The organism is Lysinibacillus sp. KCTC 33748, assembly GCF_002237755.1.
Lineage (GTDB): Bacteria > Bacillota > Bacilli > Bacillales_A > Planococcaceae > Lysinibacillus.
On sequence record NZ_MWSJ01000030.1, the window covers coordinates 1 to 22,257 of the forward strand.

Here is a 22,257-nt window from a genome sequence, read left to right on the forward strand (position 1 = left end):
CACACCCGTTCCCATACCGAACACGGAAGTTAAGCTCTTTAGCGCCGATGGTAGTTGGGGGCTTCCCCCTGTGAGAGTAGGACGTCGCTAGGCACAAAGTAGCCACTGAGAAATCAGTGGTTTTTTTATTTTAAAAAAATCAGTAATAACACCCAATAAATGTTAGAATTTAATTGATTTAAATAAACAAATATAGGGGTGTATTTAAATGGCAACAGGGGTATATAGAGAAAATATTCAAATTGAAAAAGCTAAGCTACAGGAGTTTATTCGAAATAAAGAAGAGTGGGCTATACTAATACCTGGTTATTTACATCATGAATTCCCAAGTGAACGAAATATGATTTGGGTATTTCAAGGGGATTTTGGAATGATCCAAAAAGCTGTAAAGGTTGAACTTAAGTGTAAGGAATCAAATCCTAATCAGGTTATATTTGATTTGGTAGGCTTATCAGATCCTTTAAATGGTGATGGATACTTTGAAGTTACACAAAATCAGGATGGTACATGTCAGTTAGAAGGTAATTTAACATTAAAGGCAAGTGGTTTCCTTGCAGGAATGATGAATCCAATTTTAGAAAAGTTTGTACCGCCATTAGTAGAACAGCTAGTACAAGAGATGGCAATAAAGGCTAGTATTTAGTATTTCCGACATAATTAGCCTCGGCATAATTGTTACTGATAAAAGAAGAGTGTCATGTCATAGAAAAGGTCATTGCTTTTAGTTGCAATGACCTTTCTGACTTATCAAGCACGCGCCATGAAAGCGACCAATCGAAACGGAAATCAACCACATCGTATTGAAAGAGGAGCTATTTTTTTGAGAAATATTTGAGTAATTACTCAATATAATTTAAAAAGGAGGAATCATTATGGAGCAATGGATAGGTATTCAAACACTCATTTGGTTATTCCCTATTATGTTTATTCTCCATGATTTTGAAGAAATCATAATGGTTGAAAAGTGGTTGAATAAGAATTCTACGATTTTGTATGAAAGATTGCCTAAAAAAATGGCTAATCGAGTTATTAAACAGTTCTCGATGTCGACAGCACAGTTTGCCGTAGCAGTAGTCGTAGTATTTATGTTTGTAAGTAGTTCCACTTTTGTAGCAAATCAATATGTGAATCAAGGGCCGTTCGGAGATATCTATTTCTTCACTGTTGTTACGCTAACCTACTTTCTACATGCGTTCACTCACCTTGCACAGTCTATTTTTCTTCGTTCCATTACACCAGGTGCACTCACATCTTTGATAATCGTCATTCCATATAGTTTAATGTTGTATCGTTCGTTATTAATTAATAACGTCATAACATGGAACATTATTTTTGTTTGCTTGCCATTTTGTCTTTTATTGATCCCTATTGCATTACTAGCACATTGGATCGGGAAAAAGGTTATATGAATTTCAACTTATTTATATCCATTCAGTAAATTTTTTTCTAACGTAAGTGTTATAATTAAATAAGAATATAACGGAAATGGGTGTTTTGTTTTGCAAAAGAAAAAGCCGATTGTAGAGGGATTAGAGCGCTTTCAACAACAACAAAATATTTCCTTTCATGTACCAGGGCATAAACACGGAGAACTATCCCATCTTCCTCAGCCCTTTAAAGATGTAATGCGATATGATGTGACTGAATTATCAGGTCTCGATGACTTACATCATCCAGAGGAAATGATATTAGAAGCAGAAAACTTATTGGCAGATACATATGGGGCGATGAAAAGTTTCTTTTTAGTAGGTGGATCTACAGTCGGGAATTTAGCAATGATTTATGCCACATGTAAAAAAGGTAATACGATTATTGTCCAACGTAATGCACATAAGTCTATATTTCACGCGATTGAGCTTGTTGGGGCAAAGCCTGTATTTGTATCCCCGCTATGGGATGAACGAACATTAACAGCAACCCATGTTTCTTATAAAGATTTGAAAAAAGCAGTTGATTATTATCCAGACGCACGTGCAGTAGTATTAACGTATCCTACTTACTATGGTATGACATCGAAAGAAATACAGCAGCAGATTGCGTATTGTCATGAGAAAGGTATTCCAGTTTTAGTGGATGAAGCACATGGAGCTCATTTTAGTGCATGTACTTTATTTCAGCCATCTGCATTGACATTTGGTGCAGATATAGTAGTACAGTCTGCGCATAAAACATTGCCAGCGATGACAATGGCATCCTTTATGCATGTTAATTCTAACTTAGTCGATGTCGACAAAATAAATCACTATTTACGTATGCTACAATCTAGCAGCCCGTCCTATCTTTTATTGGCTTCTTTAGATGATGCACGTTATTATGTACAGACATATATGGAGAGTGACGGTGCATATATAATAGAAAAAAGAAATCAATGGATCGAGGCATTACGAGCTATTGGCTCTTTGGAAGTTATTGAGGTAGACGACCCTATCAAATTATTATTACGTGTTAAGGGGTATACAGGTTTTCAATTACAGGAAGCATTAGAAGCAAAGCATGTATATGCAGAACTGGCAGATGCAAATCAAGTATTGCTTGTGCTACCTTTGTTGAAACAGGGGCATAACTATCCATTTGCAGAAATACGTGTCCGTATTAAAGAGGCTATAACATTGTTATTAAGTACACCAAAGGCAGAAATCGTAACTGCTTCACAAATGGCCTATAATTTTGTGGCCATTACGGAATCTTCCTATACATTTGATGAAATGGAAAAGGCGGAAACAGAATGGTTACCGTATATGCGAACGATGGGACGTATTTCTGCAAGTATGATTATTCCGTATCCACCCGGTATTCCACTGCTTGTTCCAGGAGAAAAAATAACCGTGGCAAAGCTGAGTCAGTTAGAGGAGTTACTAGCTACTGGTGCAACGTTTCAAGGAAATCACCGTTTAGAAGAAAAGATGATTAAGATCATTAAATAGTTGGAGGCTATAACAGCATGAATTGCAATTTATTTATTACATTTGAAGGTCCAGAAGGTGCTGGAAAAACAACAGTCATTCAAAAAATAGCCGAGCGACTTGCGGAGGAAAAGATTGATGTATTAGCAACGAGAGAACCTGGTGGTATTGAGATTGCTGAGAAAATTAGGAGCGTAATTTTAGACCCCGAACATACAGCCATGGATGAGCATACAGAAGCGTTATTATACGCAGCGGCGAGAAGTCAGCATTATTTTGAAAAAGTTCGACCTGCGTTGGATGCTGGAAAAATGGTTATTTGCGATCGCTTTATCGATTCCTCTTTAGCATACCAAGGATATGCACGTGGTATCGGCGTTGATGAAGTATTATCTATTAATGAGTTTGCAATCGGTAAGAAGTTACCTGATATGACAATCTTATTTGACCTTGCACCAGAGGTAGGCTTGGCACGGATTCATGCTCATGGAGAGCGAGAGGTCAATCGTTTAGATGTTGAAAGCTTAGCTTTTCATAACAAGGTTCGGGAAGGATATTTACAGCTAGTGGAGCGTTATCCTGAGCGTATACATGTCGTCAATGCGGACCAAAATATTGATCATGTTGTTGAAGATGTATGGTCATTAATATATGAAGCAATACAGTAAATGCATGAAGTTGTCTACCACAATGTGATATAATGGTAACAACTATAATCTTATTTTCATTCAGAAAATGTTTTCTGCGCGACAGTAGCGAATGTTTTGAGATGAATGAAGAAGTAGTTTTATTTTAGTAGATGTTCCGAGCACCTACTGAAACAGAGGAACTCTAACCTATGTCACGGAAAAGGTAACTAAAATCTATTTAGATGAATTTTATCGAAGGGGTGAGTGCGAATGAAGTTAGTAGTAGCTGTAGTGCAAGATCAGGATAGCAGCCGCTTATCGAATGCTTTAACGAAAAATCAGTTTCGTGCAACTAAATTAGCGAGCACTGGAGGATTTTTACGCTCTGGAAATACGACGTTTCTTATTGGAACGGAAGACTCTCTCATACCCAAAGTTTTAGATATTATTCGTGATAATTGTCGTGCACGAGAACAAATGGTTGCACCTGTTTCGCCATTAGGCGGGAATACAGATTCCTATATACCTTATCCTGTGGAGGTAGAGGTAGGTGGAGCGACAGTTTTTGTATTACCAATTGAACAGTTCCATCATTTTTAAATTATTTGCCACGTTAAATGGGAAGAAAAACACATTATAATTTAGCTTTTGTGTATTTGGTATAGAAAGCAAGTGGGGGCGAAACAGCTTGAAGATCAATCAAGATATACGTGTCGGGTTAAATACTAATCGTAAAGAACCACTGCATAACAATAATCAAAATAACCGATTTGGAGATATGGTCGTCAAGCAAGGCACCAAATTGCAAACTGAACAGCTTACGCGATTGCTAGGGGATATTTCTACAGCAGGTGATCGTGTCGCAAGATCGCGTAATTTACGAGAGCTTGCTCGTTTTAAAATGCTTGTTAAACGGTTTCTACAAGAAACAGTAGAGCATGGTATGGATTTAAAACAATCGCATTCATGGAATCGTTTTGGTGAAGGAAGACGTTTGAAAATTATTGAAACTATCGATACGCGTCTTGTGGAGCTTGCTCAAGATATTTTAGATGAAGAAAAGGAAGCAATTGATCTTCTCGATAAAATCGGTGAGATAAAAGGCTTATTAATTAATTTGTATATGTAAAACCCGTGTCTCGTTCTCTTGTAGGCGCGGGCTTTTTTCAAACTGAATGGTATGAATTCAATTCACGATGAAACTAATCTATCTGCTCTAAAACTGTAGATATTTCTGTACGAAAATTGGTTCATCACCAAAAGTTGTGGATGACTTTTATTAATACGTCTACTATGTTAATAAGTTGATTTTCGTTACGACTGGGCGACTCCTTGGGGATTAGTAATAGAGGAACGAAGGCTAAAAGCATCACATCCTGTGATAATGCCCTCGTGACCAACATCGGTGCTGTCGCTGCGCTTTCGCACAAACAAAACCAAAACCCTCTGCTGCCGCTACGTTAGCACTATGCTTTCGCGCAAAAAAACATCTGTTGGCCCGAGACCCTGGAGCGAGCGAAGCGGCAGCTACAAAGCGCCCAGTCGGAACGGAAATCAACCACACGTTTTGGTGATGATCTATAAAATTGAGCAATAGGAAACAATTATGCTATAAGTGTAATTGATATAGGAAGGAATTTTAATATATGGCCAAGAATGTTGAAGAGCTATTCGCACTGCAACCAGTCGTAATGAAGCAGCTTCAAACGATTTTTGACAAACATAGATTAGCACATGCATACATTTTTGATGGTGAAAAAGGGACAGGCAAAGTAGATATAATGCAGTTTTTTGTCAAATTAATGCTTTGTGAGCAACCAATTCAAAATGTTCCATGTGAAACATGTCGAAATTGCAGACGTGTTGATTCGGGTAATCATCCGAATATTCATCAAATTTATCCCGAGGGTCAATTTATAAAAATTGATCAAATACGTGAATTAATTGCAGAAATGAAGATGATGGGTGTTGAAGAGGGACGTAAGATTTATGTACTTCATCATGCAGACCGTCTCAATATTGCATCTGCAAACATGATTCTTAAATTTTTAGAGGAACCTGATGGTGAGGTAACTGCGATTTTATTAACGGAGCAAATGCAGTCAATTTTACCAACGATTCGCTCTCGCTGTCAGCATATTAAATTTCAAAAAATGCCTCGACATTTATTGTTAAAGCATCTACAAGATAATAATATTTCTTATTCGATGGCTTCTACAGTGAGCATGATGACGAACGAGCTCGAAACAGCTATGATTTTAGCAAATGATGAGCAGTTTGCACATGCTCGAAAAACAGTGTTAAAATTAGTAGAGGCAATTCGTCAGAACGTACATGAAGCAATGCTTGTTGTACATGAAGAATGGTTGCCATTATTTAAAGAAAAAGGCGAGATGGAACAGGCATTAGATTTACTACTATTTGCTTACCGTGATATAGTGTCAATAAAAGCTAATCCCGAATCAGCTTGTACTTACCCAGACATGTTACAGACATTTAAAGAAGCTGCGTTACATTCGACTTATGAACGTCTATCTAGTCAAATGGAGTCTATTTTACAGGCGCGTTCATCTTTACAGCGTAACATGAATAGGACGTTAATGATGGAGCAGTTAATGCTAAATCTGCAGGAGGGGTATACATTTGTATAATGTAGTGGGAGTCCGCTTTAAAAAAGCGGGTAAAATATATTATTTTGATCCAGCATCATATCTACTAGAGGACAGTCAATATGTTATTGTAGAGACAGCTCGCGGTGTAGAATATGGTAAAGTAGTTGTCCCTCAAAAGGTTGTTGAGGATAATGATGTTGTTTTACCACTTAAACAAGTTCTACGACCAGCGGATGAACGTGATCGTATTCAAGTAGAGGAAAATGCTGCCGAATCAAAGCGTGCATTTGAACTAGCAAGTACAAAAATCATTGAGCATAATTTAGAAATGAAGCTCGTTGATGTTGAATATACATTTGATCGTAATAAAATCATCTTTTATTTTACGGCTGAAGGACGCGTTGATTTCAGAGATCTTGTAAAAGATCTAGCTTCCGTTTTTAGAACACGTATCGAACTTCGTCAAATTGGTGTACGTGATGAGGCGAAGTTGTTAGGTGGTATTGGTCCATGTGGCCGGATGCTTTGCTGCTCAACATTTTTAGGAGATTTTGAGCCGGTTTCTATTAAAATGGCTAAAGATCAAAACTTATCTTTAAATCCATCTAAAATTTCAGGTCTTTGCGGTCGTTTAATGTGCTGCTTGAAATATGAAAATGATGAATATGAGGAAGCTAAAGAGGGCATGCCAGACATCGGTGAATTAACGATGACACCAGATGGACGAGGTAAAGTTGTAGGTTTAAATGTACTGGAGAGACTCATTCAAGTATATTTACATGAGCAGGAGCGTACAGTCGAGTATACACTAGAAGAACTGCTAGCATGCGAAAAAAATCTTATATAAGATAGAGAACTGAATGAGGTGGCTTGGGTGAAGGACCGTAATTTCTTAGATACCGTTATGGAGTTCGAACAACAGCTCGAAGCAATGCAGGAGCAATTTGGTGCATTGAAACAATTTGTAGCGTTAATGATGGAGGAGCATAAGACACTCGAAACAGAAAATCATCACCTTCGTACACGTCTAGAAGAATTACTTTCTAATGAAAACTCTGAACAGACTACTGATGAGAAGAAAGAGAATCCGTTAGATATTGGCGAGGGTTATGATAACCTAGCACGTTTGTACCATGAAGGCTTCCATGTTTGTCATGTTCATTTCGGAAGTTCACGTAAAGGTGAAGACTGTCTGTTTTGTCTATCATTTTTAAATAAACAAAATGTGTAATAGAAGGCTGATTCCCACTATGGTGGTGTCAGTCTTTTGTTTTGTATAGTAGGAGGAAGAAACATGGAAGAATGGTTGAAAGATGACGAACGGTTAGACTATTTATTAGCTGAGGATTTACGTATTATTCAAAGCCCCTCTGTATTTTCGTTTTCATTGGATGCAGTGCTACTTTCTAAATTTGTTAGTGTCCCATACCATAAAGGAAAAATTGTTGATTTATGCTCAGGTAATGGTGTAATCCCACTTTTTCTAAGTGCTAGAACAAAGGGACATATTACAGGAGTAGAAATTCAACCACGCTTATTTGATATGGCTGAGCGAAGTATCCGTTACAATAAGTTGGAAGAGCAAATTCATATGGTCCTTGGTGATGTGAAGGAAATTCCTAAGGAGCTTGGTATTGAAAAGTATGACGTTGTAACATGTAATCCGCCATATTTTTTAGCACATGAAGCTAGTGATAAAAATTTAAGTGAGCATTACGCTATTGCCCGCCATGAACTATATTTAACGTTAGAGGAATCAATACAGTCAGCAAGTAAATTATTAAAACAGGGCGGAAAGGCCGCTTTTGTTCATCGTCCTGGTCGGTTGTTAGATATTGTTACGGCGATGCGAGCGAATCGTATAGAGCCTAAACGTATGCAATTTATTTACCCGAAAGAGGGTAAGGAGGCCAACACACTATTAATAGAAGGAATTAAGGACGGTAAACCGGATCTGAAAATATTACCACCCCTGTATGTTTATAATGCGGATAATGAATATACAGCAGAAGTGAGAGAAATTCTTTATGGAAAAGAACAGTAACCATTATTTTTATGTGTTAGAATGTGCCGACCAATCCTTTTATGCTGGTTACACGAATAATGTAGACAGGCGTGTCGCTGTACATAATGCTGGTAAGGGAGCAAAATATACGAGAGCACGAGGACCAGTGGAATGTATTTATGTAGAGGAATTCGATACGAAACAAGAGGCGATGCGTGCAGAATATGCTTTTAAACAGCTAACACGAACGCAAAAAATGAAATATATAGGGAGGGATGCGTTATGAAATCTCAAAAAAGTACAATGCACAATCATACAGGTTGTTTATATTTAGTTGGAACACCTATTGGTAATCTAGAGGATATGAGTGTGCGTGCGTTACGTATTTTAAAGGAAGCAGATATTATTGCTGCTGAGGATACACGTAATACCAAAAAGCTTTGCAACTACTTTGATATAGCAACACCCCTGATCAGCTATCATGAACATAATATAGAGGTGGGGGGAGAGAAGTTATTAGCATTCTTACGTGAAGGAAAAACAGTTGCATTAGTTAGTGATGCTGGTCTACCGTGTATTTCCGATCCTGGTGCAGATATAGTCGAAAAAGCAATTGAGCAAGACTTTCCAGTTGTGCCGGTGCCAGGTCCCAATGCTGCAATATCAGCATTAATCGCCTCCGGATTAACACCGCAGCCATTTTTCTTTTATGGATTTTTAAATCGAGGAAAAAAGGAACGTCGACAGCAATTAGAGCAACTAAAAAAACGTCAGGAAACCATTTTGTTTTACGAGGCTCCTCACCGTATAAAGGAAACCTTGAAAGACATGGAATTTATTCTTGGTAATCGTCGAATTGTATTAGCTCGCGAGCTAACTAAAAAATTCGAAGAGTTTTTACGTGGTACGTTGGCTGAAGCAGTGGAATGGTCACAAACAGAGGAAATTCGAGGAGAATTTTGTATTGTCCTTGAAGGAAATGAAAATGATGAGGAAGAAAATGATGAACAAGCCTATTGGATGACAATGTCTATTGTTGAACATGTTGATTATATTATTGATCAAAATGGTGTTACATCAAAAGAAGCTATAAAAGAAGTGGCCAAACTACGTCAAGTAGCTAAGCGAGAAATCTATAATGAATACCATAGTTAATGTAAAGAAAGAGGTCGCCTTAATATAGGCACCTCTTTTTTTGTATATCTATTCAAATAGGTGGTTAACACCAATTTATTAAGGCCATGCCATGTATTTAAGCTGATTGGAGTGGAGGCTGGGCGACTCCTTGAGGATCAGCAATAGCGGAACGGAGCTAAAAGCATCACATTCTGTGATAACGCCTCCGTGACCAACATCATGCTGTTGCTGTCGCTGCGCTTTCGCACAAACAAAACCCTCTGCTGCCGCTACGTTAGCACTACGCTTTCGCGCAAAAAACATCTGTTGGCCCAAGCGGCTCATCGGACGCCCCCAGGAAGCTTTGCTCTGTGCGAAAGCGAAGCGGCAGCAACAAAGCGCCCAGTCGGAACGGAAATCAACCATACGTTTTGCTGAGGAGCATATAAACTATTTAATTGATAATAATTGTAAAAAATAGTACCCTTAACTATGAAAGGTCTGACATGGACATTATAAGGGACTTAAAAATTGGTTATATTATAGTTATCTTCTATTAAATAATAACGCCTCTGGACGCAATTACGCTAAGGAGAAATTGATAAAAAATAAAACACCCAAATCACTGTGCTTGATTTAGGTGTGTATCAAATTATTTTTTTAAGTTAGATTGGATTTCATTCACTAACATTTCTGCGCCTTCTGGGCTTAAAATTAATTTACCACCAACTAGACGGAAGTTATCATCAGAAACTTCACCAGTTACAGCACATGTCATGTTAGGCATATATTTTTTTAAGATGATTTTGTCGTCATCCACATAGATTTCTAAAGCGTCTTTTTCTGCAATACCTAATGTACGGCGTAATTCGATTGGAATTACTACACGACCTAATTCATCGACTTTACGAACGATTCCTGTTGATTTCATAATTATATTTCCTCCTAATGTTAAAAGTTATATTGGTATTTCGTCAAATTTCGACATAATTCCTTGTCTGATAGTTATCATACCAAGTAATGCCATAAACGTCAATTAATTAATACACTAATATTATTGTTTCGAAAAAATTTTTTGAGAAGAAAACAGATATTTTGGTTTTTTTAAAAGGTTTTTATTATATATTTTAATTTATAGTAAAAAAGCTTCTTATTTAATACATTAAATGGATTTATTATATTATTCGACATTTTTCGCGCTCGAGAAACTTTCAACCAATTATGCCTCGGCATAATTGCGTCTGGAATCGACTAACATCCTATATTAAGCTCCTTTCTGATTACGTGACACCCACTGAAAGAAGTTGAAACGAATTTCGTACTTAGTTAGAATAGATAGTATACTGTGAAACAATGGAGGCAGTTCTAGTGAGCGAACAAAATAAAACATTCTATATAACAACCCCTATTTATTACCCAAGTGGGAAATTCCATATTGGTACAGCGTATACAACTGTAGCATCAGATACAATTGCACGTTATAAACGTTTACTCGGGTATGATGTACGTTTTTTAACTGGAATGGATGAGCATGGGCAAAAAATTCAAGAAAAAGCCGCTGAAGCGGGCAAGCATCCTCAAGAATACGTAAATGAGATTGCAGATGCTGCGAAAAAGCTTTGGGCATTAATGGACATTTCATACGATGACTTTATTCAAACAACGCAAGAGCGTCATACGAAAACTGTCGAAAAGATTTTCCAAAAGTTTTTAGATAATGGTGATATTTATAAAGGTGAGTATGAAGGTTGGTACTGTACACCATGTGAATCATTTTTTACTGAGACACAATTAGTAGACGGTAACTGTCCAGACTGTGGTCGTTCAGTACACAAAGTTAAAGAGGAATCTTACTTCTTTAATATGAAGAAATATGCTGATCGTCTTTTAGCTTATTATGAAGAAAACCTTGATTTCATTGAGCCTGAATCTCGAAAAAATGAAATGATTAATAACTTTATTAAACCAGGGCTAGAAGATTTATCTGTTTCAAGAACATCATTTGATTGGGGCATTAAAGTTCCAGGAGATCCTAAACATGTAATTTATGTATGGGTAGATGCTTTAACTAACTATATAACATCATTAGGTTATCTATCAGAGGATGAAACATTATTCAATAAATATTGGCCGGCAGATGTACATGTAGTTGGTAAAGATATCGTTCGATTCCATACTATTTATTGGCCAATTTTCTTAATGGCACTAGATTTACCACTTCCTAAAAAAGTGTTTGCTCATGGATTTATCATGATGAAGGACGGTAAGATGTCTAAATCAAAGGGCAATGTTATTTATCCTGAAATGTTAATAGAGCGTTATGGTTTAGATGCAACACGATATTTCCTATTGCGTGAGTTACCATTCGGCTCTGATGGTGTATTTTCGCCAGAATCATTTGTTGAACGTACAAACTTCGACTTAGCAAACGATTTAGGAAATTTATTGAATCGTACTATTTCAATGATTAATAAATATTTTGATGGCATTATTCCAAGTGAAAATCTTCAATCGACAGAGTTTGACGCAGCTTTAAAAGAACAGGCTGAATCAGTTCGTATTAAATATGAAGAAAGTATGGAAAAAATGCAATTTAGTGTCGTATTAGCCGACTTATGGACGCTAGTTTCAAGAACAAATAAATATATAGATGAAACTCAACCATGGGTGCTAGCTAAAGAGGAAACTGATAAGCCAAAATTAGGAGCTGTTATGCGAAATTTGGCGGAAAGTTTACACCAAATTGCTGTCATGTTACAACCATTTATGACTTCTACTCCTAAGCGAATTATTGAACAATTAGGGTTAGATGACAAATTCTTAGCATGGGAAACAATTGAAACATTCGGCAATACTATTCCAGCAAACATTAAAGTGGTAGAAAAAGGAATTCCGATTTTCCCTCGTCTAGAAAATGAAGTTGAAATTACGTATATTCGTGAGGAAATGCGTGGTTCAGTGAAAACTCCGCAAGAAGAAGAATCAAAAGCTGATCAGAAAGCTGCGGATATTCCAGAAATTCCTGAAATTACAATTGATGATTTTATGAAGGTGGATTTACGTGTAGCCACTGTAACAGCGTGTGAAACGATTCCGAAAGCAGACAAATTATTAAAGCTTCAAGTGGATCTTGGATATGAGCAACGACAAGTAGTTTCAGGTATTGCAAAGTTCTATTCTCCAGATGAATTAATTGGTCAAAAAGTGATTGTAGTCGCTAACTTAAAGCCAGTTAAATTACGCGGTGAATTATCGCAAGGAATGATTCTAGCTGGTGAAAAAGATGGGATTTTAAAATTAGCATCGGTGGATTCAAAACTAGAGAATGGCGCAAAAGTAAAGTAAACAATTTTAGGAAGGCCTGCTGAATAAAAAAAGTTCAGCAGGCTTTTAAAATCCATTTGAAAATGAGTAATTTATTATCTCGAAATAATTTATTTGCGGTAAAAATTAGATTTTTTTAGGTAAAAAGTAACAAATGAGGGCGCTTTGGTTATGCGAAATGTTATAATACAAAATTGTTTGTAATAAATTTGTAACAGTTATGTAAAATACGAAATAATAATTTTTAATAAAATCTATGTTAGGAGAATGACGATGTTCATTGATACACATGTACACTTAAACGCAGATCAGTATGAAGAGGATTTACAAGAGGTTATAGATAGAGCTCTTGAGGCCAAAGTAGAAACGATGGTTGTTGTTGGTTTCGATCGCAAAACCATTGAAAAAACAATGCAACTAGTTGAGCAATATGATTTTGTTTATGGTGTCATAGGCTGGCACCCGGTTGACGCCATTGATTGTAAACAAGAGGACTTAGATTGGATTGAGGAATTAGCAGCACATCCAAAGATAGTGGGTATTGGTGAAACTGGGTTGGACTATTATTGGGATAAATCACCGAAAGATGTTCAACAAGCACTTTTCCGCAAGCAGATTCATTTGGCACAAAAGTTGAATTTACCAATCATTATTCATAACAGAGATGCAACTGGGGATGTTGTTCAAATTTTACGAGAAGAAAATGCAGCTTCCGTGGGAGGCGTTATGCATTGCTTTAGTGGCAGCGTGGAAACCGCACATGAATGTATTGCTATGAATTTTATGATTAGTCTTGGTGGACCGGTGACATTTAAAAACGCACGAATGCCGAAAGAAGTAGCGACAGAAATACCAGTAGAGCATTTGATGATCGAAACAGATGCACCGTATTTAGCGCCCCATCCATATCGAGGAAAACGTAATGAACCAGCTTTCGTACCGTTAGTTGCAGAAGAAATTGCACGTTTAAAGGGTTTACCGATTGAGGAAATTGCACAGGTAACGACAACCAATGCGAAAAAATTTTTTAAGATTGACAATTAACTAGCTGAGACGCCTCCAATACTAGGTTTGTGGTTGGCTAAAAAGGCTATGTCAATTTTCTTAGAAATACATTCGGGTTGACAGTGCCAAATCTAGTACGTATAATCCAACCTTGTATATTAAGGAGGCGTTTTTTCATGTCAAATAATTCCATGAAAAACTTGTTCTTAGGATCATTGAGGAGTAAGCAAACAGTAATAAGCGTTATTTCACTTATTCTGTTTGTATCTGTAATTTCATTCGTACTTTATCAAGGTACTAAAAAAACCGTAACGCTGGATGCGAACGGAGAAGCAATCGAAGTAACGACACATGCCAAAACTGTAGAACAATTATTACAAGGTCAAAATATAGACGTAGCAGAGCATGACAAAATATCACCCTCTCTGAACACCAAAATTGTTAATGGATTAGCAATTTCATGGGAACAGGCAAAAGAAGTAACTATTTCAGTTGATGGAAATCAGTCAAAAGTTTGGACAACTGAAACACAAGTGAAAGACATTTTGAAAGAAGCGAATATTGAAGTATCAGAGCATGATTCTTTAAAACAAGGCATAGATACAGAAGTAGGAGCAGACAACAAGATCGATATTCAAAAAGCGTTTCAAGTATCACTTGTCGATGGCGTAAACAAAAGACAAGTATGGTCCACTTCGACTACGGTCGCTAACTTTTTAAAACAACAAGGAATTCAGCTAAATGAATTCGATCGTGTCGAGAATAACCTGAAGGACGTAATCACTCCACAGAGTAAAATCACAGTAGTTCGCGTAGAAAAGGTTATCGATGTAGTGGAAGACTCTTTAGATTTCACAATTGAAAAGAAGCAAGATGCTTCATTGCAAAAGGGAAAACAAAAAATTGTAACAGCAGGCCAAAAAGGTTTAATGACTAAAACGTATGAAATCGTAAAAGAGAACGGCCAAGTTGTAGCTAAAAATCTACAATCTAAAAATGTTGTAAAAGAACCGCAGAAGCAAGTAGTTGCAGTAGGGACTAAAACAGTAGTAGCTACTGTTGCTAGTGCATCGACAGTTTCACGTGGGTCAACAGAGCCAGCTAGCGGTAGAGAATTTTATGTAACGGCAACTGCCTATACACCGTATTGTAATGGCTGCTCGGGGACATCTGCCACTGGCATTGATTTACGATCAAACTCTGGTTTGAAAGTAATTGCAGTAGACCCTTCTGTTATTAAGCTTGGCTCAAAAGTTTGGGTCGAAGGCTATGGAACAGCTATAGCAGGGGATACTGGTGGTGCAATTAAGGGTAATAAGATCGACATACTTGTACAAACGGAATCTCAAGCAAGTTCTTGGGGAGTTAGGAAAGTTCGCATAAAAGTATTAAATTAAAAAAATTGTAAAATTAATCAAAAATGTTTTTTCACTTACTGGCTTTCCCGTTTTGACTGGCGGGGGAGCTTTTTTTATCTTTTTTCAGTATTTGTACTGGAGGATAAATATAGTCCTATCTACAGAAATTAAGCTGGAACATCAACTGCTCGGTTTACTCGAAAGAGAAAGTACAAGCAAAAGCATAAGGTAAGTAGCCGTGAATTTCTGTACAATCATACAGTGCAGTTGTAAAATGGTCTGAAGATAAGGTAGAAAAGAGGGGCCTTTTTGCAAATAAAAGAAATCATCGTTGTTGAAGGGAAAGATGATACAACGGCTATTAAGCGAGCTGTGCAAGCAGATACAATAGAAACAAATGGGTCGGCTATTTCAGAGGAAACACTAAAGAGAATTCAGCATGCACAGGATAAAAGAGGTGTTATTGTTTTTACTGACCCAGACTATCCAGGACGTCGAATTCGTGCCATTATCGAGGAGCATGTAAAAGGTGTAAAACACGCTTTTTTACCAAAAGCTAAAACAATTGCGAAAAACGGTAAAGGACTAGGCATAGAGCATGCAGCAGATGAAGATATACGCGAGGCGCTACGGCATGTCTATACCCCTAATGATGTTGAGCCAACCAATGATGACATTACGCTCGAAGATTTAATGACGGCACGTTTAATTGGCCACCCACAGGCGAAAGCTCGTCGTGATCGTCTTGGAGAAATTTTGAATATTGGTACAACAAACGGTAAACAACTCCATAAAAGATTAAAAATGTTTCAAATCACAGAAAAGCAATTTGGTGCGGCAATCGCACAGGTAGATCAGGAGGAAAATAATGCATAAGGATATTGCAACACCAATTAGAACACAAGAAATCTTAAAAAAATATGGGTTTTCATTCAAAAAAAGCTTAGGTCAAAATTTTTTAGTAGATCCGAACATTTTACGAAATATTGTTAGTCACGCAAATTTAACTGAAAATAGTGGTGCAATCGAAGTTGGTCCAGGTATTGGAGCACTAACAGAGCATTTAGCAAGAAGTGCAAAAAAGGTTGTATCTTTTGAAATTGATCAGCGACTATTACCTGTATTAGAAGACACACTTAGTCCATATAATAATGTTACAATTGTACATTCAGACATTTTAAAAGCGGATGTTGCTAAAGTAATTCAGGAAGAGATGCCGGGTATTGAGGATATTATGGTTGTAGCAAATTTACCTTATTATGTGACGACTCCGATTTTAATGAAATTACTTAATGATCGTTTGCCAATTCGCGGATTTGTTGTCATGATGCAAAAAGAGGTAGCAGACCGTATTACGGCTAAACCTGGAACGAAAGAGTACGGCTCTTTATCAATTGCGATTCAATATTATGTGAAGGCTGATATTGCCATGACAGTGCCGAAAACTGTTTTTATGCCCCAGCCAAATGTTGATTCTGCAGTGATTCGTCTTATTAAACATGATGAACCTCCAGTAAAAGTAATTGATGAGGACTTTTTATTTGTTGTTACTCGTGCGTCGTTTGTACAAAGACGAAAAACAATCTTCAATAATTTACAATCGGGTTTACCAAATGGTAAGGCAAACAAAGAAAAAATAATGGATGCTTTACAAGCGGTAAATATTGAACCAACACGTCGAGGAGAGACATTAACTATTCAAGAGTTTGGAAAATTAGCCGATGTACTATATCCTACGTTCGCAAAGTAAAAAATTTTTGTTAACTTTTTTGAGTATACGTAAAAAAACATGAGGTTTTTATGAAAAATAAGTTGACAATATTTATAATCTGCTGATAAAATATTATATTTTGTTGACATTTTTGGGCGTATCGCTTATACTAATAAATAGTGAGGTGTAAGCGAAAATGCCAAAAACTTTAGCGGACATTAAAAAGTCGTTGGATTGTCATTTGGGTAAACGTTTGCAGTTAAGAGCAAACGGAGGTCGCAAGAAAACGGTCGAGTGTGCAGGGGTATTGCGTGAGACGTATCGCGCTATCTTTGTGGTTGAGCTTGATCAAGAAGACAATACGTGCAAGCGCGTATCGTATAGTTACACAGATATTTTAACTGAAGCAGTAGAGATTACATTTTTAGACGAAGCAAAAGCTGCTATCGCAAAATAGTTTCTAGTACTTATTTCTATATTTTGAAACACTCATGTATGTTAAAAACTACATGAGTGTTTTACGTTTTCTGGGACATACTAAATTCGTCAGTTGTAAAAGGAGGAGTTTATTATGCCTAGAAAGGGTATCATGTCACCTCGTTTAAAAGAAGAGATCGCTAAAGAGCTTGGATTTTATGATGTTGTGCAACGAGAAGGTTGGGGCGGCATTAAAGCTCGAGACGCCGGTAATATGGTCAAACGTGCCATCGAAATGGCTGAAAGAGCTAATGAGCAAGAAAATAATAAGTAGCCTGAACTAGACTGCTTATTAGAAGTCTCTCATCTCTATAGTGGTGAGAGGAGTCACTTTTCAGCGGGAGTCCAGGCATCTTTGAAAGTGCCTGAGGTCCAACGCCGTGTTTGCCTAATGCCTTCGGCGGACGCAATTATGCCGAGGCTTAATTGATCTTCAGCAGGGATGAAAGCTTCCTGTAGACACAACAACACAACTGACGAGAGAGAACCGTTACACCATTTAGGGGTATACGGTTCTTTTTTTCCATTTTCGCTTTCCCATTATGGTAAAATAAAATGAATTAAAAGATGAACAACAGATTTATCTTCATTCAGAAAATCTTTAATATAGCTAAAATGAACGCCGGCTGCTGATATTTTGTAACAGAAGAATCCTACATTTAAGATAGTGGGAGGTTCAAGTATCGACTGAATGATCTGGCGGTAATTGTTAAGTGGAGCTATAAGGAGGAAGAAAGATGCTTTATGTAAAGGCGCCTGCAAAAATAAATTTAACATTAGATGTGCTTTATAAAAGACCAGATAATTATCATGAAGTAGAGATGGTCATGACGACTGTGGATTTAGCTGATCGTATTTGTTTAGAATCTCGGGAAGATGGTGTAATAGAAATAATTTCGACTGATAATTTCGTACCGAACGATCATCGGAATTTTGCTTATCAGGCAGCGCGTCTAGTTAAAGATACATACGGCATTGGACAAGGTGTATCCATTACTATAGAAAAGGAAATACCAATCGCGGCGGGATTAGCGGGTGGCAGTAGTGACGCGGCTGCTACACTGAAGGGTTTAAATGAGCTGTGGAATTTAGGGTTATCTATAGATGAGTTAGCTGAATTAGGTGCGAAAATTGGTTCAGATGTTTCGTTTTGTGTCTATGGTGGCACAGCATTAGCAACGGGGCGTGGAGAAAAAATTCAGGAATTGCCTGCACCACCAAACTGCTGGGTAGTTTTAGCTAAACCTAAAATAGGTGTCTCTACTGCAGAAGTATATGGAGGGCTAAAGGTTGAAGGGTTAGAACATCCAAATACGAAGCAAATGATTCGTGCTATTGAAACGGAAGATTATGAGCTACTATGTGCATCATTAGGAAATGTTTTGGAAACTGTAACATTTAATCTGCATCCAGAGGTAGTAATGTTAAAGGAACAGATGAAGCGCTTTGGAGCAGATGCAACATTAATGAGTGGAAGCGGTCCGACGGTGTTCGGTTTAGTGGATAGTGAAGCTCGAGTAAGTCGCATTTATAATGGTTTACGTGGTTTTTGCGAAGAAGTATATGCGGTTCGGATTTTAGGCGAGCGAAATACGCTTGCTTAAAACCGCAAATTTGTGTTAATTTTACCTATAAATATTCGTGTTTAGGAGAGGGTCGCATGAAATGGAAGCGTAGTGAACGACTAGTTGATATGACGTACTATTTACTAGAACATCCACATCAGCTGATCCCGCTAACTTATTTTTCTGAACTATATCAATCTGCAAAGTCCTCCATTAGTGAAGATTTGACGATTGTAAAAGAAACTTTCGAAGAAAAAGGAATCGGGTTATTGATGACAGTACCGGGCGCTGCAGGAGGAGTAAAGTATATTCCTAAAATGTCCGAAGCCGAGGTCCGTTTAGTTATTCATGATTTAAAAGCGGAGCTTGAGCATTCAGATCGTTTATTACCAGGCGGTTATTTATTTATGACGGATTTACTCGGCAATCCAGATTTAATTAATCGAGTTGGTAAGGTATTTGCATCCGCATTTGCTGATCAACAAATTGATGTCATAATGACTGTCGCTACAAAGGGTATTTCTATTGCCCATGCGATAGCAAGACATTTAAATGTACCGGTTGTTGTTGTCAGAAGAGATAGTAAGGTAACTGAAGGATCTACAGTTAGCATCAACTATGTATCTGGTTCTTCCAGACGAATCCAGACAATGGTATTATCAAAAAGAAGCATGAAGAGTGGGCAACGAGTGCTTATTACTGACGACTTTATGAAGGTCGGCGGTACAATGAACGGCATGAAAAATCTATTAGAGGAGTTTGACTGTCAACTAGCTGGTATTGCAGTGCTTGTAGAGGCTGAGCATGCAGACGAAACTTTAGTAGATGATTATTATTCACTAGTGAAGCTTCATGAGGTCAATGAAAAAGACCGTACAATTGCATTAAGTGAAGGTAACTATTTTTCTAAAAGGGGAAATGACAAATGAAAGTAGTAGCAACAACAAATGCACCAGCAGCAATTGGACCATATTCACAGGGAATTATTGTAAATGGCATGTTTTATAGCTCAGGTCAGATTCCACTAACAGCAACAGGCGAATTAGTGGAAGGTGATATCACTGTTCAAACAAATCAAGTATTTGCTAATTTGAAAGCCGTTTTAGAAGCTGCTGGAGCATCTTTAGACAGCGTTGTTAAAACGACCGTTTTTATGAAGGATATGAACGACTTTGTTGCGATGAATGAAGTATATGCTAGCCACTTCGGGGATCATAAACCAGCACGTTCAGCAGTGGAAGTTGCGCGTCTTCCAAAAGATGTAAGTGTAGAAATTGAAGTTATTGCTATCGTTAAATAAGAAATAAATTAAGCTCACTGAAAGAGAAATGATTAACTCTTTTAGTGGGCCTTTTTTATTCTCCGTTCTAAAATGTTTTTGTAGACGAAAGCGAAGCGATAGCAACAAATGCTTTCTGGCGAAAGTGGAGCGTCGGGGTGACTGACAAACAATTGTCAAAAATTACGTAAATTAGAGGAAATTACACTAATAAGTATTCAAATTTTTTAGAAAATTTGATAGACTATAAAAAGGAAAATATTCGGTAATAAAGAATATTATAGTTATATTTAGGCATCTAAGAAGAGAGGTGGTGAGAAAATGGAAGTTACTGATGTAAGGTTACGTCGTGTACAGACTGATGGTCGCATGCGTGCGATTGCTTCCATTACACTCGACAATGAGTTCGTAGTGCATGATATTCGTGTGATTGATGGCAATACAGGTTTATTCGTTGCTATGCCAAGTAAACGGACGCCAGACGGTGAATTTAGAGATATTGCGCATCCTATTAATTCTACTACTCGTAATAAAATTCAAGAGATTATTTTAAACGAGTACCATAATTCAAGCGAGGAAGACGCGACAGAAAAGACAGAAGAATTAGAAGGAATTGGCGTATAGTAAAAGGGGATAAGTGTAAATTTAACTACGGCAATTTATACTTATGATGGAAGTGAGTAAAAAGAACTCTTCATATTTGGAGAGTTCTTTTTATTTTGAGAATTAGAGAAAACGAGCAGTTTTTAGGACATACATATTAACATTCGAGCATAAGGTGCATTTGATTTGGAAATTCATCTTTTTGTCAAGTCAACATGCCTTGAAAATAGATGGATTTTGCTATATAGTCATAAGAGAAAATGAGCGTATTGGAGGACTTACAGATGAGCAACATTTTTGCTGTCATTTTGGCTGCAGGTCAAGGTACACGTATGAAGTCCAAATTATATAAAGTGCTACATCCAGTATGTGGGAAACCAATGGTGCAACATGTGGTGGATCACATTCAAACGTTAGATGTGAAGCGCATTGTAACGGTTGTAGGACACGGTGCAGAAATGGTGAAACAACAGCTTGGCGATAAAAGCGAGTATGTTTTACAAGCTGAACAGTTAGGGACAGCTCATGCTGTACAACAGGCTGAGGCAATTTTAAGTAGCGAAGAAGGGACAACATTAGTTGTTTGTGGTGATACACCACTTATCCGCCCTGAAACGATGCAAGCTTTGTTTGAGCATCATCAAGCAAAGAAAGCCAAGGCAACAATTTTAACAGCTATTGCTGAAAATCCAACAGGCTACGGTCGCATTTTACGTGGCGACAATGGACAAGTGGAGCAAATTGTTGAACAAAAGGACGCTTCAGCTGAGCAACAACTAGTGAAAGAGATTAATACGGGCACATATTGCTTCGATAATAAGGCCTTATTTGAGACATTAAAACTTGTGAAAAACGACAATGCACAGGGTGAATATTATTTACCTGATGTCATTGAAATTTTACAAAAACAAGGCGAAGTCGTTGAAGCATATGTAACGGGAGATTTCGAAGAAACACTTGGTGTTAATGATCGTGTTGCTCTGTCTCAAGCAGAGGCGCTAATGCGTACAAGAATTAATGAAAAGCATATGCGTAATGGTGTCACAATTATTAATCCAGAAGCAACATATATTAGCGCTGAGGCAATGATTGGTCGTGATACTGTCATCCAACCAGGTTCTATGATTGAAGGTACAACTGTTATTGGTGAAGATTGTATAATCGGGCCAAACACACAAATCATTGATAGCCGTATCGGTGACCGAACAACTGTACATTCTTCTGTTGTACGTGAAAGCGCTGTAGCAGAAGACACAGCTATAGGACCGTTTGCAAATATTCGACCACTTTCTGATATAGGTAGCCATGTGAAAATTGGTAACTTTGTAGAAGTGAAGAAAAGTAAACTAGGTAATGACACGAAAGTATCCCACTTAAGCTATATTGGCGATGCTGAAATAGGAAGCAATGTCAATGTTGGCTGTGGTTCCATTACAGTAAACTATGATGGAAAAAACAAGTTCCAAACAATTATTGAAGATGATGTATTTGTAGGATGTAATACTAACTTAGTAGCGCCAGTGAAAGTTGGAAAAGGTTCATTTATTGCAGCAGGATCTACAATTACAAAAGAAGTTCCTGAGGATGCACTTGCAATTGCTCGTGCAAGACAAGAAAACAAACCGAATTATGTAAGCAAATTAAATTCAAAATAATTATCAACTAAACAG

At 37.4% G+C, this 22,257-nt stretch carries 25 protein-coding genes and 1 rRNA gene; 25 read left to right on the plus strand and 1 reads right to left on the minus strand.

Going from position 1 to position 22,257, the window contains the following annotated elements; all coding sequences use genetic code 11:
• From rrf to rsmI, 13 genes are all read left to right on the plus strand, one after another.
• Positions 1 to 93: ribosomal RNA gene (gene rrf / locus B1B04_RS22890) — 5S ribosomal RNA — on the plus strand; the annotation flags it as partial.
• A gap of 115 nt (positions 94 to 208) precedes the next feature.
• Positions 209 to 643, plus strand: coding sequence for an SRPBCC domain-containing protein (locus tag B1B04_RS22895; protein WP_079563661.1), 435 nt, complete (start codon positions 209 to 211; stop codon positions 641 to 643).
• Positions 644 to 872: 229 nt separating this feature from the next.
• Entirely contained in the window at positions 873 to 1,409 is a 537-nt protein-coding gene (locus tag B1B04_RS22900; protein ID WP_079563662.1) for an HXXEE domain-containing protein, read from the plus strand.
• 90 nt (positions 1,410 to 1,499) lie between these two features.
• A complete protein-coding gene (locus B1B04_RS22905; protein WP_079563663.1) occupies positions 1,500 to 2,924 on the plus strand; it encodes an aminotransferase class I/II-fold pyridoxal phosphate-dependent enzyme in 1,425 nt (474 codons plus the stop codon).
• Positions 2,925 to 2,941: 17 nt separating this feature from the next.
• On the plus strand, positions 2,942 to 3,571 hold the full coding sequence (gene tmk, locus B1B04_RS22910; protein WP_079563664.1) for a dTMP kinase: 630 nt from the start codon (positions 2,942 to 2,944) through the stop codon (positions 3,569 to 3,571).
• Positions 3,572 to 3,802: 231 nt separating this feature from the next.
• The gene (locus B1B04_RS22915; RefSeq protein ID WP_049667342.1) at positions 3,803 to 4,132 is read left to right on the plus strand and encodes a cyclic-di-AMP receptor; all 330 of its coding nucleotides are present in this window, start codon (positions 3,803 to 3,805) and stop codon (positions 4,130 to 4,132) included.
• Between the two features lie 88 nt (positions 4,133 to 4,220).
• Positions 4,221 to 4,661 carry a YaaR family protein gene (locus B1B04_RS22920; protein ID WP_079563665.1) on the plus strand — a complete coding sequence of 147 codons (441 nt, stop codon included), beginning with the start codon at positions 4,221 to 4,223 and terminating at the stop codon, positions 4,659 to 4,661.
• A 517-nt stretch (positions 4,662 to 5,178) separates the two neighbouring features.
• Complete coding sequence (holB, locus tag B1B04_RS22925) at positions 5,179 to 6,183, plus strand: DNA polymerase III subunit delta' (RefSeq protein ID WP_079563666.1); 1,005 nt, start codon at positions 5,179 to 5,181, stop codon at positions 6,181 to 6,183.
• Positions 6,176 to 6,991 carry a PSP1 domain-containing protein gene (locus B1B04_RS22930; RefSeq protein WP_079563667.1) on the plus strand — a complete coding sequence of 272 codons (816 nt, stop codon included), beginning with the start codon at positions 6,176 to 6,178 and terminating at the stop codon, positions 6,989 to 6,991. The genes holB and B1B04_RS22930 overlap by 8 nt, the downstream gene beginning before the upstream one ends.
• 27 nt (positions 6,992 to 7,018) lie before the next feature.
• Positions 7,019 to 7,375, plus strand: a complete 357-nt coding sequence (yabA, locus tag B1B04_RS22935) for a DNA replication initiation control protein YabA (RefSeq protein WP_079563668.1) — start codon at positions 7,019 to 7,021, stop codon at positions 7,373 to 7,375.
• Positions 7,376 to 7,438: 63 nt separating this feature from the next.
• Positions 7,439 to 8,188 (plus strand): tRNA1(Val) (adenine(37)-N6)-methyltransferase, encoded by a 750-nt coding sequence (locus tag B1B04_RS22940; RefSeq protein WP_079563669.1) that lies wholly within the window; start codon positions 7,439 to 7,441, stop codon positions 8,186 to 8,188.
• The gene (locus B1B04_RS22945) at positions 8,172 to 8,435 is read left to right on the plus strand and encodes a GIY-YIG nuclease family protein (RefSeq protein ID WP_079563670.1); all 264 of its coding nucleotides are present in this window, start codon (positions 8,172 to 8,174) and stop codon (positions 8,433 to 8,435) included. The genes B1B04_RS22940 and B1B04_RS22945 overlap by 17 nt, the downstream gene beginning before the upstream one ends.
• Positions 8,432 to 9,304 carry a 16S rRNA (cytidine(1402)-2'-O)-methyltransferase gene (rsmI, locus tag B1B04_RS22950; RefSeq protein ID WP_079563671.1) on the plus strand — a complete coding sequence of 291 codons (873 nt, stop codon included), beginning with the start codon at positions 8,432 to 8,434 and terminating at the stop codon, positions 9,302 to 9,304. The genes B1B04_RS22945 and rsmI overlap by 4 nt, the downstream gene beginning before the upstream one ends.
• Positions 9,305 to 9,917: 613 nt before the next feature.
• Here the strand turns inward: rsmI and B1B04_RS22960 are convergent.
• Positions 9,918 to 10,196, minus strand: a complete 279-nt coding sequence (locus B1B04_RS22960; protein WP_079563673.1) for an AbrB/MazE/SpoVT family DNA-binding domain-containing protein — start codon at positions 10,194 to 10,196, stop codon at positions 9,918 to 9,920.
• Between the two features lie 437 nt (positions 10,197 to 10,633).
• Here B1B04_RS22960 and metG point away from each other — a divergent pair, with 437 nt between their 5' ends.
• The 12 genes from metG (at position 10,634) to glmU (ending at position 22,242) form a co-directional block, all read left to right on the plus strand.
• Positions 10,634 to 12,610 (plus strand): methionine--tRNA ligase, encoded by a 1,977-nt coding sequence (gene metG, locus B1B04_RS22965; RefSeq protein ID WP_079563674.1) that lies wholly within the window; start codon positions 10,634 to 10,636, stop codon positions 12,608 to 12,610.
• Positions 12,611 to 12,862: 252 nt separating this feature from the next.
• Entirely contained in the window at positions 12,863 to 13,633 is a 771-nt protein-coding gene (locus B1B04_RS22970; RefSeq protein WP_079563675.1) for a TatD family hydrolase, read from the plus strand.
• Between the two features lie 137 nt (positions 13,634 to 13,770).
• Entirely contained in the window at positions 13,771 to 14,991 is a 1,221-nt protein-coding gene (locus B1B04_RS22975; RefSeq protein WP_079563676.1) for a G5 and 3D domain-containing protein, read from the plus strand.
• Between the two features lie 270 nt (positions 14,992 to 15,261).
• Positions 15,262 to 15,828, plus strand: coding sequence for a ribonuclease M5 (gene rnmV / locus B1B04_RS22980; RefSeq protein WP_079563677.1), 567 nt, complete (start codon positions 15,262 to 15,264; stop codon positions 15,826 to 15,828).
• A complete protein-coding gene (gene rsmA / locus B1B04_RS22985; protein WP_079563678.1) occupies positions 15,821 to 16,702 on the plus strand; it encodes a 16S rRNA (adenine(1518)-N(6)/adenine(1519)-N(6))-dimethyltransferase RsmA in 882 nt (293 codons plus the stop codon). The genes rnmV and rsmA overlap by 8 nt, the downstream gene beginning before the upstream one ends.
• Before the next feature lie 157 nt (positions 16,703 to 16,859).
• The gene (gene veg / locus B1B04_RS22990; protein ID WP_049667356.1) at positions 16,860 to 17,120 is read left to right on the plus strand and encodes a biofilm formation stimulator Veg; all 261 of its coding nucleotides are present in this window, start codon (positions 16,860 to 16,862) and stop codon (positions 17,118 to 17,120) included.
• 114 nt (positions 17,121 to 17,234) lie between these two features.
• The gene (locus tag B1B04_RS22995) at positions 17,235 to 17,414 is read left to right on the plus strand and encodes a small, acid-soluble spore protein, alpha/beta type (RefSeq protein ID WP_079563679.1); all 180 of its coding nucleotides are present in this window, start codon (positions 17,235 to 17,237) and stop codon (positions 17,412 to 17,414) included.
• Between the two features lie 463 nt (positions 17,415 to 17,877).
• Positions 17,878 to 18,744 carry a 4-(cytidine 5'-diphospho)-2-C-methyl-D-erythritol kinase gene (gene ispE / locus B1B04_RS23000; RefSeq protein WP_079563680.1) on the plus strand — a complete coding sequence of 289 codons (867 nt, stop codon included), beginning with the start codon at positions 17,878 to 17,880 and terminating at the stop codon, positions 18,742 to 18,744.
• A 56-nt stretch (positions 18,745 to 18,800) separates the two neighbouring features.
• Entirely contained in the window at positions 18,801 to 19,634 is an 834-nt protein-coding gene (purR, locus tag B1B04_RS23005; protein ID WP_079563681.1) for a pur operon repressor, read from the plus strand.
• Positions 19,631 to 20,005 (plus strand): RidA family protein, encoded by a 375-nt coding sequence (locus tag B1B04_RS23010; protein WP_079563682.1) that lies wholly within the window; start codon positions 19,631 to 19,633, stop codon positions 20,003 to 20,005. The genes purR and B1B04_RS23010 overlap by 4 nt, the downstream gene beginning before the upstream one ends.
• 300 nt (positions 20,006 to 20,305) lie before the next feature.
• Complete coding sequence (gene spoVG, locus B1B04_RS23015; RefSeq protein ID WP_079563683.1) at positions 20,306 to 20,608, plus strand: septation regulator SpoVG; 303 nt, start codon at positions 20,306 to 20,308, stop codon at positions 20,606 to 20,608.
• Positions 20,609 to 20,871: 263 nt separating this feature from the next.
• Entirely contained in the window at positions 20,872 to 22,242 is a 1,371-nt protein-coding gene (gene glmU, locus B1B04_RS23020; RefSeq protein ID WP_079563684.1) for a bifunctional UDP-N-acetylglucosamine diphosphorylase/glucosamine-1-phosphate N-acetyltransferase GlmU, read from the plus strand.
• Positions 22,243 to 22,257 lie beyond the last annotated feature (15 nt).